Raw genomic sequence first — 14,727 nt, 5'->3', positions numbered from 1 at the left:
TTCTTACTTCTTTCATTAGATAGCATATATTTGAAAACATAAATGGAGTTTTACTCATGCATTCGTTTCATTTGGTGAGTTTGGGGTGTGCCAAAAATCTTGTTGATTCCGAAATGATTATTGGTGGTTTAGCTGAAGCCGGGTGGACCTATGAAGAGTCACCGGAAAAAGCGCAGGTGCTTATGCTGAATACCTGCGGCTTTATCCAACCGGCTGTAGAGGAGGCTGTTGATGAGATACTTGGTCTTGCCGAGATCAAGGCGCAAAACCCCGGTCAGAAACTCGTGGTAGTGGGATGCCTTGTTCAGCGTTATGGAAACAGCCTGCCGGCCGAGTTGCCGGAGGTCGATCTTTTTGTTGGTACAGAAGGATGTCACGACATGCCGGCCAGGCTTGCTGGGCTCTTTGAAAACCATGGAGAGCAGCACGCCAAGGTCCAGTTGCCTGATCGCTTTATTATGGATAGCAGCATGCCCAGAATCCTCACTACACCATCTTTCAGGGCCTGGTTCAAGATTACCGAAGGCTGTGATAACAGGTGTTCGTACTGCATGATTCCATCAATAAGAGGAGATCTCAGAAGCAGGCCCATTGATGACCTGGTTCAGGAAGCGGTTAATCTCGAACAAAAGGGGGCCCGTGAGCTATCCCTCATCGCCCAGGATATAACAGCGTATGGTAACGACCTGGATAGCGAGAGCACCCTCACAAACCTGCTGCAGCGCTTGTTGACAGACACGGCAATACCGTGGTTCAGGTTGCTTTATCTTTATCCTTCGGGGATCACCGACAGGCTGCTGGAGCTTATGGCTGCAAACAGCAGGATTGTGCCATATCTGGATATTCCCTTTCAGCATGTATCGACGAGCGTACTGCACAGGATGAACAGGCGATATTCAACCGAAGACCTTTACAGTCTTGTTGAGCGCATTCGTCACTATTTGCCTGACGTTGCGATTCGTACGACCTTCCTTGTTGGCTTTCCGGGTGAAACAGAGGCTGATGTAGAACAGTTAATGGCTTTTATGAGAGACGTCCGGCTGGATCATGTAGGGGTGTTTCCTTATGCAAACGAGGAAGGCGCACCTTCACAGCTCTTCCCTGATCAGGTCACAGAAGAAGACAAAATCGCAAGACGGGATGCTATATTGACTTTGCAGGCTGAGCTATCAGCAGGCATACAGCAAAAATATGTTGGGAGAAAAGAGTTGGTCCTGGTGGAAGGGCTCAGCAGGGAGACGGACCTTCTCCTTGAGGGACGAACGCGATTCCAGGCACCGGATGTGGATGGCTGTGTCTACATCAACGACGGGGAAGCCAGCCCTGGTGAGTTGGTTGAGGTTCTGATCAGTGAGGCACAGACTTATGATCTGGTCGGTGGAATTGTGCGCTAACGATACTGAGCCGTGGGCACAGTGAGAACATGTCACTTGGAATTGGAGACATTCTTCACCGCTCGCCAAAGCCAAGAGTCAGCTGGCACCACTGAAAAGAAAGGCGTTTTTCATTATTGAGGATCACCCCTCCGCCTATTCTGGCAGGTTGGAGGGCTAAGACACCAAACCCCCACTCAGATAAAATATCTGGTGGGGGTCAGCTATTATTTACTGATATTTACCTTTTCGCGAAGATCCTTTCCCACTTTAAAGAAAGGCAGTTTCTTTGGCTTCACCAGTATTTTCTTACCGGTCTTAGGATTTCTTCCTTCGTACGCATCATACTTCTTGATCACAAAGCTCCCGAATCCCCGTATCTCTATACTCTCGCCCCGTGAAAGGGCTTCCGTCATTGTTTCTATGACGGTATTTGTGATAGCAGCTGCTTCACGGTGTGGGATGTTGATGTCCTGTGCTAAAGTCTCGATGAGTTCTGATTTGTTCATGCTGTACTCCTGTCAAGAAGTCTGATTATGGCCCCGCCTGTAGGGAATTGAAAAAACCCACTCATTTCTAGTCATGCAGCAAAATTGAACTGGTACAGTTCAAACTTTTCTGGATGATGTTACTGGTGTTAGGGTGATTAGTCTTTAAAAACCAGAGCGTTAGGGCGATTGGAGGAAATTGCAAAATCACCAATGCATGCCTAACTGTTTAGATTTAATCAGTTAATTTTTGGTTTGTAAAGAGAATTTTATAAAAATATTTTATTTAAATCTCTGGAGTTAAGTATCTTATGCTTGCCGGTAGGGAGTTTTCCTAGGTGTAACTTCCCATATGAGATTCGTTTCAACTGAATGACAGGATTGCCTATCAACTCAAACATCTTTTTAACCTGCCGCTTTCGGCCTTCGTGGAGGGTAATTTCGACCAGGGTTTGTTTCTGATAGTGTTTGACGACTTTCACTTTTGCAGGGGCTGTAATTTTTTCTTCTATTACAACACCTTCTTCCAGCTGGCGGAGTTTGCTTTTGCCTGGATGGCCCTGGACGAGTGCCTGGTATGTTTTGTTGGTCTTGTGACTTGGATGTTGAATTTTTTGGGCCAGGCTGCCATCGTTGGTCAGAATAAGTGCGCCTTCTGTGTCAAGATCGAGTCGACCCACGGGAAAGAGTCTGTGGCCAATGTCTTTAACCAGGGAGGTGACGATGGGGCGTCCCTGGGGGTCAGATAAAGTGGTGACATAGCCTGCTGGTTTATTGAGCAGAACATAAACAAACTCTTCCGGCGGCACTACATTTTTGCCGTCAAATTGTATCAGATCTTCTCCGGGAGTGATTTTCTCCCCCATTGAGATGATGGTCTGGCCATTGATCTTGACCCGACCGTGACTGATGTACTCTTCGGCCTTTCGCCTGGAGGCGACGCCACAACTGGCGAGGTATTTCTGTAAACGTACCTTTTCTGTCATCGGTATCTCTTTGGAATGATTCGTTCAAATTTTTCATCGACAAGATCTTTAGTAGCCTGATCGACTTCCAGGACATCTGTGTACCACGGCTTCATTCGGCAATCGATCACGATAGGTCCCCGGAGGCCGATATGGAATCTGCGGACATTCGTGGCAGAGGCGTGAATATCGTTGGCAGGTTCAAACCGGGTAAAAAACGTCCAGAGGAATTCCTGCATTGAACAGGTTGCCTCTTCAACATTATCCACCAGGAGTACGAAAGGCCAGTCACCGAGACCGTCCCAACACGCCAGCTGGGCTCCAAGCTCCTGGTTTTCTACATAAGAAGTTCCCTCGACCACGAGAGTACCTGGCAGGTAGACTTTCGGTTTCCTGCATTCTGCAGGAAGAGTACCGGTAAATTCGTGTGAAAGAGTTCGCAGCTTTTCCTCACCAAGCCCCATCATTAAGGCCTTGGAGCCCTTGTTTACCGCAGGACCGGTGTAATCCAGAGTGTCCTGTGAGACGTTGGCGAAAACGAAAAGGTCACGATCCCACTTCACGCGTTCTAATACATGACACCAGAGTGCGCCAAAATCAGTAATATCGATATCACCATCTGTAATGATGAGGAATTTGGTCAGCGAAAGCTGCCCCTCACCAAGAATGCGGAGACCGCAGGCAAATGCCTCGCGGGGATAGCGATCGGTAACCCGTGCAGCAGCAAGGCAATGAAAACCCGTCTCGCCAAATGTCTTTAATTCCCTCACGCCTTTCATTACCAGCGGGAAGAGGGGGGAGAGCATTTCCTGGAGGTAGTCGCCTATGAAATAATCCTCCTGCCGCGGACGGCCAACAACGGTGGCCGGGTAGATAGCATTATTTCTGTGATAAAGGTGGCTTACCTGAAAAACTGGGTAATCATGCTGTAGGGAGTTGTAGCCGTAGTGATCCCCAAAAGGCCCTTCAGGGCGTCGCAGGTGGGGAGGGACTACGCCTTTGATTGCAAACTCGGCATTGGCAACGAGATCGTGGCTGCCAAGGGGGTCCGTGGCCATTTTAAGTTTGTCGCCAATGACCAGGGAAGCAAGCATCAGTTCCGGCAGATCTTCCGGCAGTGGGGCAATGGCGGAGAGAATAAGAGCCGGTGGTCCGCCTATGTAGAGGGTGACAGGCAGGGGTTTGTTCTGTTTCTCGGCTTCGAAATAGTGGTAGCCTCCTCCCTTGTGTATTTGCCAGTGAATACCGGTGGTGGTATCATCGAAACGTTGAATGCGGTACATGCCAAGGTTGTGGCCATGACCATCAGGATGCTCGGTATAAACCAATGGCAAGGTGACGAATGGTCCGCCATCGCTGTGCCATGAGGTAAGCATTGGGAGTTTACACAGTTCGGCAGGTTGCTGGCAATTTTCGAGGATTGGTGCCCGCTTTGTTTTCTTCAGGCCCAGCTTCATGCAATCGCCAACCAGGGAACGGTTGGCCCATATTTTTTTGGCGGTAAGCGGCATTGCGGTTTCTGCAAGGTTGACAATGTCGCGGACAAATTGTTTTGGTTTGCCGCCGAAGGCCAGCTCAAGCCGATTGCTGGTGCCAAACAGATTGGTGACCACAGGGAAATCGGAGCCTTTTACATTGGTGAAAAGGAGTGCAGGGCCGCCGCGGGAAATCACCCGCCGGTGGATTTCGGCAATTTCCAGATAGGGGTCAACTTCTTCCTCAATAACCAGAAGGTCGCCATCCTCTTTGAGTAAATCTATAAATCCGCGTAAATCTTGGAGCTTTTCTTTTTTCACAGGTGTTCTCTATTCATCATGGGAGTGAGCATGGGAGTGGTGGCCTTGTTGTTGGAGAAATAAGGCGTGATATTCGTTACCCCGCAGATGCTTTTTGAGTAATGCCGTCATGTTGTCGATGAAGACATTGATTTCTTCGCTTGTCATTCTCTCTGCCAGGACATCTGCAAATTCGGGACGTCCAAGAAGCTGCAGGTAGCAGGAAAACGATGCTTCGTCAAGTTGCCTGTTGAGGCCGAAACAGATCTGATCAGGTGTTATTGATTTCATAATAAGGCAGGTAATCTGCTATTGATTAAGGTTATTGTCAAGTCGCCAGTATACTTTGCGGGTCCTCGGGCCGTCAAACTCACAGAAAAAAACGCGTTGCCAGGTACCTAGCTGAAGTTTACCGTTCTCTACAGCTATGGTAAGAGAACAACCCATTAGCGAGGCCATGACATGCGATGGAGAATTTCCCTCGCTATGCCGGTAATTAAATTTTAAGGGGACAATGTGCTGCAGAGCGGCAATGATATCTGTCTGGACATCGGGATCCGCACCTTCGTTGATCGTAAGGCCGGCGGTGGTATGCGGGTTGAACAGATAGCAGAACCCGTTTTGCATGCTATGCTCATGCAGGATGGCATCAACAGAGTCAGTAATGTCGACCATTTTCATGTATGTATTTGTCTTGAGTGAAAAAGTTCCTGATAACATGATAGCTCCGGATAGTTGCTGAATGTAGAGGCAGCAGGTAGTAAAATCGTTTTGTCTGGGACAGGAATCGATGCCAAAATCGAGCACCTCTGACTGACCACTGTCGCAGCAGTCTTGGAAAATACGAGAGTATTTCTGCAACTGCAACAATGACCTGCCGAAATGAATAATTTGTCGTTACTATAGGTTGTTTCGTAATTCCAGTCAATCCGCGCCCAAATGTCTCTGAAACGAAGGTTGCACATCTTGAAGCTGGGAATGATCCATGGGGAGTCGAGGCTGAAATCACTATAAAACCTACGGTTTATCAATAAATTTGAAGTACATGTTTACTGCAACAATGCTTGACATCATTTGATTTGCGAATAGTATAGATAATGAAAATTTGGTAATGGATTATGATAGATAAGATTGTTCTCATTGGATATCGAGCCACTGGTAAGTCCACGATTGGCCGTGCGTTAGCCTCCAAACTCAGCTTTTCCTTTTTAGATACCGATTCGCTCATTCGCTCAAAGTGCAACTCATCAATTGAGGAAATTGTGGGAAGCCAGGGGTGGGACGCGTTCAGGAAATACGAGGCTGAAGCTCTCATCAAAGCGTTTGAGTCGTCCAACACCGTTGTCGCAACCGGTGGGGGGGCGATTATGCATCGTGACATCTGGGCGCAATATGGCAGAAAGGCGCTCGTGGTATGGCTCACAGCAGACTTATCCGTATTGGCAGGCAGACTTGGCGGCAACGATGCAGGTAATTCTGAGCGGCCAACTTTAACCGGTAAGGCGATAGACCAGGAAATTGCCGATATCCTGGAGGTACGAACTCCGATTTACAGGGAGCTTTCAGATTACGCAGTGGATACCGGCAGGATGAGTATTGCGGTTGCCGTGGATTCGATTACAGAGAAATTTCATTCGATCGCAGTGGGAGAATAGCTGAATATGGCAGGAAGCACTTTTGGTAAAATTTTCAGGGTAACCAGTTGGGGAGAGTCTCATGGCACGGCGATCGGCGCTGTGGTAGATGGTTGTCCCGCAGGTATATCTCTTGATCTCGACGCATTGCAGCAGACGATGGACCGCAGACGGCCTGGCCAGGGTGGTGCATCAAGCCCCCGGAAGGAGCCTGATCAGCTTGAGATACTTTCAGGAATCGTAAAACTGGAAGATGATCTTCCTCCAGTGACTACGGGGACCCCTATATCGCTTGCCATCTTTAACAAGGATGCCCATTCTAAATCCTATGATCACCTCAAAGGGATCTACCGACCGGGGCATGGGGACATAACCTATGATGCCAAGTATGGTCTGCGGGATCATCGGGGCGGGGGCAGAGCTTCCGCTCGTGAGACGGCAGCCAGGGTAGCCGCAGGGGCAGTTGCGGAACAGGTGCTGAATCACTTCGATATTCAAGTGATTGGTTACACCGTGGCGCTTGGCGGGGTGCATATCGAAAGTTGTGATCTTTCAGTGATTGACGAAAATCTCTATTACTGTCCGGACCCTGTTGCCGCGGAAAAGATGGATATGCGCGTTCAAGAGGTCAGAAAGCAGGGAGATACTCTGGGAGGCATCGTGGAGATTCGCGCCACCTGCCCGCCGGGACTTGGTGAACCTGTTTTTGATAAACTTGAAGCAGAACTGGGCCACGGACTTCTCTCCATAGGAGCGGTGAAGGGGGTTGAGTTCGGTGCGGGTTTTGCGGTGGCTGACATGGTCGGCTCAGAGAGTAATGACCCGATTACCCCGGAAGGATTTGCCAGCAATAATGCTGGTGGCATGCTGGCGGGAATTTCCAGCGGGCAGGAATTGGTCATACGGGTAGCCGTAAAACCCATCCCCTCTATTGCCAAAGAGCAGCAAACAGTGGGTAGCGATGGTGAGGCTGTCAAAATCAAGATAGGTGGCCGTCACGATATCTCCGCTATTCCAAGAGTTATTCCGGTATGTGAGGCAATGGTTCGCATAACCTTGCTTGACCAACTGTTGAGACAAAACGCAACATGTTTTCCGGAAGGTGAGTAGGCAGCGATGGAGACACTGGTGAGCATCATCACTGATATTGGCGGAGGTTGATGGAAAAGATTCCGGCGTTAAACGGTGGCGGCATCATAAGCAACATCTGGATGATAAGTCGCGAGTATAATGATCTTGCAGGGGCCGGCGGGGTGAAGGATGTAGTGTTCCAGCTGTCGGAGAGTCTGATCAAAGAGGATAGCTGCCGGGTGAGCATTGTGTTGCCTGGATACGGGTTTATCAACCCTGAACAAGCCGGCTTCAAGCCAATTTACAGACGAGGCAAGCGGCAGGATAGGCTGCGGTTCGGCGTGGATATGAATTATGGCCTTGAAGAGCGTAGGGAATCCTGCATGGTCTGGTTCAAGAAAGAAAAAGCTGTAACCCTTTATCTCATCGAGGCCGACCGCTTTTCAGAAAAATTCGATGTCTATACCTATACGGATGAAGAGGCGGCCAGAGAGGCCTGGAAGAAAACCGGTACCGGGCATTATGACTATTTTGCCATGAATGTCCTTTTGCAGAAGGCGGCTCTTGAACTGATGGTCTGTCTGGATGAGAAACCTGATGTTATTCATTGTCATGACGGCCACACTGCGCTTATCCCCGCCCTTATCTATGAATGCCAGGGCTGGCGCTGTTTCTTTAAAGACACGGGCTGTCTGGTAACAATACACAACGCTGGCGTTGGTTATCACCAGGAAGTTGCGGATCTGCCCTTTGCCCATGGTATTACCGGATTGCCCTGGAGTGTGATCGGTGAGAACAGGCTGTCCGGCAAGTTTGATCCCCTTTTAACCGCAGGGAGCTATGCTGTCTTAAATACGGTAAGCAGCAACTATGCCAAAGAACTCATGGAGAGTGAGGAAGACGCACGTACTGATTGGTTGGGGCATGCCCTTGCGGCCCGGGGGTACACCATTGAAGGTGTAACAAACGGTATTCAGCCCGAGTCATTTAACCCATTGAAGGCAAAAGAGCTTGGTCTGGCTGCCAGTTATGATCCTTCTTCAGAAGAAGATGAGCTGGCTGGCAAGAGACAGTGCAAGGAGCGTTTGCTGCGGACGTTGGCGGAAAAGGAATTGCCTGCAGGGCTGGAGCTGTTCGGGGAAATCGCCGTTAAGCCAGACGACCCGCTTTTTACCTTTATCGGCAGACTCAGTGAGCAGAAAGGGATTGATCATTTCCTGGTCGCTATTGAGAATTTGTTCAGTGAGTACGAGGATTGTCAGGCCGTAATTCTTGGGAGCGGTAGTGAGTATCTCGATGCAGCCATTCGATCATTGAGCCTGAAGAAAGAGCTTGCAGGCCGGTTATGTTTTGTAAGAGGGTTCAGCCTGGAATTGGCTAATCATATTTATGCAGGAGGAGACTTTTTCGTCATACCATCCCGTTATGAACCGTGCGGCCTGACTGACTATATGGCTCAGTTATTCGGTGCCGTTCCTGTGGTGCACCATGTGGGCGGGCTGGTTAAGGTTGTGGATAACGAGACAGGCATCGCGTATCGCGGTGATTCAGCCGATGAGTTGTATGGGGCACTTGTCAGGGCGCAGGAACTTTACCTGCAGCCTGACAAGATGAGAAAAATGCAAAGGATGGCTGTCAGAAAGATCAGGGAAGAATATACCTGGGATGTTGTGAAGAAAAAATATCTGGAGTTGTATCGGCAAGCAATGTTACGCCGCGAAAAGGCATCATAATTAGAATCTGAAAGCATGTCCATCAGACCTTTGTGCTGCAGGTACCTGATGAAATGAAGATGTGTTGAACATCTTGTAACTTTAGGAGAACGACGATGACAATAAAGATCGGTATAAACGGATTTGGTCGTATTGGCAGGAATATTTTCAGGGCAATGACTAAGGATCCTGAATTTTCGGATATTGAAGTAGTCGCTATCAATGATCTTACTGATAATGCCACTCTTGCCCACCTGCTCAAGTATGATTCGGTGATGGGCCAATTCGAACCTGAAGTCGAAAGCGATGATACTGGAGTGACTGTCGGTGGCAAGCGTGTCGCTGTTTCCAGCCATCGCAACCCTGCTGATATCCCCTGGGGTGATATGGGTGTTGATTATGTCGCTGAATGCACAGGTATTTTCAGGGACGCAGACTCCACTCAGGCGCATATTGATGCCGGTGCCAGTAAAGTAGTTATCTCCGCCCCTGCCAAAGGTAACGTGAAGACTTTTGTCATGGGTGTAAATGAGGATGAGTATGATGCCACCCTGCACCATATTGTTTCCAACGCTTCCTGTACTACCAACTGCCTGGCTCCGTTTGCCAAGGTAATTCTCGACAATTTCGGTATTGAGCGTGGTCTGATGACCACCGTGCATGCCTATACCGGCGACCAGCGGTTGCTGGATTTCCCCCATTCTGATTTACGCAGGGCACGTGCTGCAGCTCTGTCGATGATACCAACCAAAACCGGCGCGGCTGCCGCCGTATCTCTGGTTATTCCAGAGTTGAAAGGGAAATTCGATGGCCTCGCGGTGCGTGTTCCTACGCCGACTGTTTCTTTAGTCGATGCTGTTATGGAGGTAGGACGTGAAACAACGGTGGACGAAGTGAATCAGGCTTTGAAGGACGCTGCTAATCGTTATCTCGGCTACACCGACCTGCCGCTGGTATCCATTGATTTTCAGGGTGATGGAAGATCTTCAATTGTGGATGGTCAGTCGACCAAAGTTATCGGGAAAACAGTGAAAGTAATGAGCTGGTACGATAATGAGTGGGGTTATTCGAACAGAATGCTCGATCTCATCAGACATATGGAGGCAAACAAAGCTCTGTAGCAGGCTGTAGAGAAAATGTGGCATAATGATAACGCCCCGTAAGGTTCACTTCCGGGGCGTTATTGCGTTTGCTCAAGAATGCGATTATAGCAAATAAGAGACAGCGGGCCAGGGGCTGTAATGTTTGCACCCCAGTGTCCCGCAGGGTAGCCAGATGCTTACAAGGTAACTTCTGGTTTCATCAAGGTTGCAAATCCAGTCGATGGAGTTGCGACAAACCAGAATCATCAGGATAGATCATGAGCAACTCGGATTTCTACGGGCCGCTGAATAAGGTTGACCCGATTGAATCGGATGCGTTGAGGGCGAACCTTCTGGAAACAGCAGGGCAGGTTGAAATCGAGCCGAAGTATATGCTTCTTCTGGAGGTGGTGGAGAGGTACAAGGGGCTTCACGCATCTTTAGAAAAACTGCTCTATGAAGTGTGTCATCCTTTTCGCAACTGGAAGATGATTTTGCCACAACTGCGGAGCTTTGTGCTGAAAAACAGCGGGCATTATCGTGCCCATCCCGAAGGGCCCGAGGCCTTTCGTCTGTTTAGCGGGCTGTTTTTCGAAGCACTGGAAGATTCGTTGAGATATCCGTTCCTGCTGAGCCAGGTGGTGGCTGCCAAGCTTGCCTGGATAGACAAGATGATCACTTTGTTCAGCACCAGCGATCTCGAGCGATTCGCAGCTCCGCTCAACGAGATGTTCTATCGAATTGCAGAGCTGGACAGGGCCAATGATGAAATCATTATGAATATCGTCCACGGCCAGCATTCGGTGAAAAAACTGGCTATCCGTCTGGTCAAATTCAGTGAGGCCGAATCCCTGACGTTCGATTACTTCAACCTTGCCTCCATGGTACGTACAGTTCTCAGAAGAAACTATGACTACTGGCTCAGTGAAGGTGACCCGCAGCAATGGTTCTTTGAACATTGTTCGATATTGAAAGACGATACGGACTCGAAAGAACTTTTTGAAAAAATTTCCCACGGAGCAATGCGGAACAACATTGCCATACTGGAAGAGATAGCGATTGACGAAGACCCTCTGGGAGGGCTGAAAGAGATTCTGAAGTTACCCGGGCATGTCGATGTTGTGCGGTATTATCGTCAGATCCCGTCAGTTATTGCCAAGGCGGAGCAGCACCTCGATAGCGGGGAGGATGAAAAGAGAGTACATAATTTTATCGAAAACCAGAGGCTGCTGTTCTTATTCCGTATTATGGACACCAAAGGCTTATACCTGATCCACGAAGAGACATTGCGTGAGATCAATCGTGGCCTGGTCCTGTTGGTTCGTCAGCAATCTTTTGAGGAAATCGAGGATTTTCTGCTGACCACGTTCAAGTTACTCAAGGCTAATGTGGTCAAGTTTCCCCATACTTCCCTGCAATGCATTCAGGTGCTTGGCGGGGAGATCTTTGACAGGGGCAATAGCCGGATGGTTGAGGCGTTCCTGTGGGGAGTGGTTCGCTTTGGTTTCCAGCATGCGAATGTCGTTGGTGTGGATGAGAACTGGCAACCACTTGTCAACCCGGCGCATCTGAGCAATATCAGGGTCTGGCTGCATCTGATCATGCGCGAGCCGAAGTGGTGTGGAACGCTATTTTCGGCACTGATAATTCATCTGAAATTATCGGGAACCTGCATTAAAGATACTGATCTGTTCCAACGGGATATTACCCAGCTGCTCAACCATCCGATTGAGCCCATCTATAATTTGTCGAAACAGTTCACCAAGCTGATGCCGGTTTTTTATAATGAGATCGGCTCAGAAGGGGAGCTGCGTGATGTCTCGACTGAACTGGATGAGATTCACAAGCGTAAGGATTTGCTCATTCACTTTCTGCGAAAGCAGGGGCATGTGGAAAGTTCCAATCTGATTGTCGATTTTATCCGGGCAATTTTTAAATTCTGGCGTACCAAGGACAAAATGCTGTTGGTCCCGTATCTGCCGGAGGACGTGTATGCCCAGGTAGAGTCATCAGGGCCGTTTATCGATGATCAGCAGATTCTAAGCGATAGAGTTATTCTGCGCTTCAGCCTCAAGAGCGTAAATGATTTGCTCACTCTTGATCAGGATGAATTGAAAGAATTTCTGGCGACCCAGACCGATCTTCAGGCCCATGAGACCAGACGGTTTGAGTTGCTGGTGAAAATGTTCAAGCTGCTGCACCAGAAGTACAAGCTTGGTTTTCAGGAGATTCGCTCTGAATTGCAGGCTGCGGTAAATGATGGCTTCACTGATATGGAGAAAGTACTGCAGGTTCTCGAGTCAGATGATACGGAACAGGCTTTGGAGGTTATACTCGACGCCCTGGAAGGGCTCAAGGCAATCATTCTCTCGGATGAGAAGTTTGAGTCGCGGGAGGATATTTACTATAAAAGACATATTGCGGTAGATATTCCGTCTGTTTACGGCAGATACAAGGAGAAGAAATTCGATGCTCTGAGTCTGAGCTTCAGATTGGAAAACCTTGCCAATATCTATCTGGAGAAATTGCCTGATACGGTGAACCTGAACCTCATAACCCAGGCAACATTCTGGAATATCATACGATGTCTGCGGCTCTTTATGAAAGCTCTGCGAATAGATGGTATCACCTCGAGGAGGCTGACGATCCACCTCAACCTCCTGGTGAACTCACTGAAAATCAGGCGCTTTTCATATACGCAATATCTTGATATTTTCCGGGGTCTTTCAGAAGGTGTGAAGGATATTATCTATGCCTACTACACCAATATCCACCAAAATAATCTGTCAATCATCATCCCCCAGATCGGTAAGGAGAATCTCCTCGCGAAATACAAGGGGCTATATGACGAAGAGGAGCAGGCGAATTCAATCCAGCGCCTGTCCGAAACCTTTTTGCGTGAACTGATTGCCTCAACGTTCGGTCTGCAACATCTCGATAATTTTATTTTGCGAATTATCCAGACCCTGGAGAGTCAGAAGGATGTTTTAAATAAGGAACATCTCGATTTGCTCATGACGTACAATCAGGAGAGAGCGATATCCCTGTTGCATCAGCAAAATCCTTTTACGGATAACCTGATTTTATTAGGCAATAAAGGCTTCAATCTCACCACTTTGATGGCAGAAAATATCAAAGTTCCGCCTGCTTTCGTGATAACCACAGAGATTTTCCGCTGCCGGGAGGTGGTGTTTGGCTATTCACAGGCCCGGGATGAGTTTATGCAGCGAATACGTGAATCGCTGACTGAGCTTGAGAATGTCACAGGTAAGAAATACGGTTCTGTGGATACACCACTGCTTCTTTCCGTACGAAGTGGTGGTGCTATCTCAATGCCAGGTATGATGGCTACGGTCCACAATGTCGGCTATAACGAGGACCTGATTGAAGAATATGTCCTACGGCATGGGAATGAATATGTCGCCTGGGACAATTACCGCCGTTTTCTGCAAAGCTGGGCAATGATTTCAGGAGTTGAGCGCGAGGATTTTCAGGGTCTTATGAACGAGGCCAAAGCAAAGCATGGGGTGGCCCTGAAGAGGCAGTTCTCTTCCACGCAGATGAAGGAGTTGGCTCTGGCCTACCAGAAACTTGTTCGCCAGAGAGGTCTCGGTATTCCTGATGATCCATGGTTGCAGCTTGTTAACGCTATTGAGTTGGTTCAGGATTCATGGAACTCTCAAAAAGCAGTAGAATATCGGAGTATTATGGATGTAAGTGAATCCTGGGGTACTGCTGTTATTGTGCAGGCGATGGTGCTGGGTAACCTCAGTGACACATCCGGTGCGGGTGTAGTTTTTACAGCTCATCCTTACCGGAAGGTTCAGCGTGTCGCTCTCTGGGGGGATTATGCCTACGGCGATCAGGGAGAGGATATCGTGTCAGGCCTGGTGACGAGTTGTGCTGTTTCCGTGGAGCAGGCCGAGCTGGATGGCCGAAATATAGATGAAACGTTAGAGAGACGCTTTCCCCAGATATATTCCAGACTGCTCGAAATTTCAAGGGAACTGGTCTACGAGAAGCGGTGGAATCCGCAGGAAATAGAATTTACTTTCGAAGGTCCCAAGCCAGAAAATCTCTATCTTCTGCAAACCCGTGACATGATCACTATCAAGAAAAAGGAGCACTTCAGGGTGTTCGACGAGCCGGATGCTGTCGAGCAGGCCTATCTTGGGCAGGGAGTTGGTGTGTCAGGTTCAGCACTTTCTGGTCGGGCAGTTTTCACCGAGGAAAATATTCTTGAGATGCGGGAAAAAGATCCGAATGCGCCACTGGTGCTCATACGTGCCGATACTGTTCCTGAGGATATAAAAGTTATCAGCATGGCTGACGCGCTCCTGACATCCAGGGGAGGCCAGACGTCCCACGCATCCGTCGTTGCTGTGCGGCTGGAGAAAACCTGTGTCGTTGGTGTGCGACAGCTCAAAGTATATGAAACAGCGCAATATTGCGAAATAGGCGAACATCGAATCAGCTTTGGGGATGCTGTTTCCATAGATGGCCGAAATGGCGTGGTTTTGATGGGTATGCATAAGATCAGGGAAGAACACCATATCTTGCCAATCTAGCAATATGACATGGACTTTTCGGTCGGATGCTGTGGCTTTTGTGAACTCCGTCGCTGGCT

At 48.7% G+C, this 14,727-nt stretch carries 11 protein-coding genes; 6 read left to right on the top strand and 5 right to left on the bottom strand.

The window, feature by feature from the left end; all coding sequences use genetic code 11:
• Positions 1-56 precede the first annotated feature (56 nt).
• Positions 57-1,394, top strand: a complete 1,338-nt coding sequence (gene rimO, locus FCL45_RS23810; protein ID WP_136795170.1) for a 30S ribosomal protein S12 methylthiotransferase RimO — start codon at positions 57-59, stop codon at positions 1,392-1,394.
• 206 nt (positions 1,395-1,600) lie between these two features.
• On the opposite strand, the gene FCL45_RS23805 is transcribed toward rimO, so the two are convergent.
• The 5 genes from FCL45_RS23805 to FCL45_RS23785 all read right to left on the bottom strand — a co-directional run bounded on the left by FCL45_RS23805 (position 1,601) and on the right by FCL45_RS23785 (position 5,321).
• Positions 1,601-1,882 (bottom strand): HU family DNA-binding protein, encoded by a 282-nt coding sequence (locus tag FCL45_RS23805; protein ID WP_136795169.1) that lies wholly within the window; start codon positions 1,880-1,882, stop codon positions 1,601-1,603.
• 248 nt (positions 1,883-2,130) lie between these two features.
• Positions 2,131-2,847 carry a pseudouridine synthase gene (locus tag FCL45_RS23800; RefSeq protein ID WP_136795168.1) on the bottom strand — a complete coding sequence of 239 codons (717 nt, stop codon included), beginning with the start codon at positions 2,845-2,847 and terminating at the stop codon, positions 2,131-2,133.
• Positions 2,844-4,622, bottom strand: coding sequence for a UbiD family decarboxylase (locus tag FCL45_RS23795; protein ID WP_136795167.1), 1,779 nt, complete (start codon positions 4,620-4,622; stop codon positions 2,844-2,846). Before FCL45_RS23795 ends, FCL45_RS23800 begins: the two co-directional genes overlap by 4 nt.
• Before the next feature lie 9 nt (positions 4,623-4,631).
• The gene (locus FCL45_RS23790) at positions 4,632-4,892 is read right to left on the bottom strand and encodes a hypothetical protein (protein WP_136795166.1); all 261 of its coding nucleotides are present in this window, start codon (positions 4,890-4,892) and stop codon (positions 4,632-4,634) included.
• An 18-nt stretch (positions 4,893-4,910) separates the two neighbouring features.
• Positions 4,911-5,321, bottom strand: a complete 411-nt coding sequence (locus tag FCL45_RS23785) for a secondary thiamine-phosphate synthase enzyme YjbQ (RefSeq protein WP_136795165.1) — start codon at positions 5,319-5,321, stop codon at positions 4,911-4,913.
• A 398-nt stretch (positions 5,322-5,719) separates the two neighbouring features.
• Here FCL45_RS23785 and FCL45_RS23780 point away from each other — a divergent pair, with 398 nt between their 5' ends.
• From FCL45_RS23780 to FCL45_RS23760, 5 genes are all read left to right on the top strand, one after another.
• Complete coding sequence (locus FCL45_RS23780) at positions 5,720-6,256, top strand: shikimate kinase (protein ID WP_136795164.1); 537 nt, start codon at positions 5,720-5,722, stop codon at positions 6,254-6,256.
• A gap of 6 nt (positions 6,257-6,262) precedes the next feature.
• Complete coding sequence (gene aroC / locus FCL45_RS23775; protein WP_136795163.1) at positions 6,263-7,345, top strand: chorismate synthase; 1,083 nt, start codon at positions 6,263-6,265, stop codon at positions 7,343-7,345.
• A gap of 50 nt (positions 7,346-7,395) precedes the next feature.
• Entirely contained in the window at positions 7,396-9,039 is a 1,644-nt protein-coding gene (locus FCL45_RS23770) for a glycogen synthase (protein ID WP_228721408.1), read from the top strand.
• A gap of 95 nt (positions 9,040-9,134) precedes the next feature.
• On the top strand, positions 9,135-10,139 hold the full coding sequence (gap, locus tag FCL45_RS23765; RefSeq protein WP_136795162.1) for a type I glyceraldehyde-3-phosphate dehydrogenase: 1,005 nt from the start codon (positions 9,135-9,137) through the stop codon (positions 10,137-10,139).
• Between the two features lie 239 nt (positions 10,140-10,378).
• Positions 10,379-14,668, top strand: a complete 4,290-nt coding sequence (locus FCL45_RS23760) for a PEP/pyruvate-binding domain-containing protein (RefSeq protein WP_136795161.1) — start codon at positions 10,379-10,381, stop codon at positions 14,666-14,668.
• Positions 14,669-14,727: the final 59 nt, after the last annotated feature.

Origin of the sequence: Desulfosediminicola ganghwensis (assembly GCF_005116675.2) — a bacterium.
GTDB classification, from domain to species: Bacteria; Desulfobacterota; Desulfobulbia; order Desulfobulbales; family Desulfocapsaceae; genus Desulfopila; species Desulfopila ganghwensis.
This window is presented reverse-complemented; position numbering and strand designations above follow the sequence as displayed.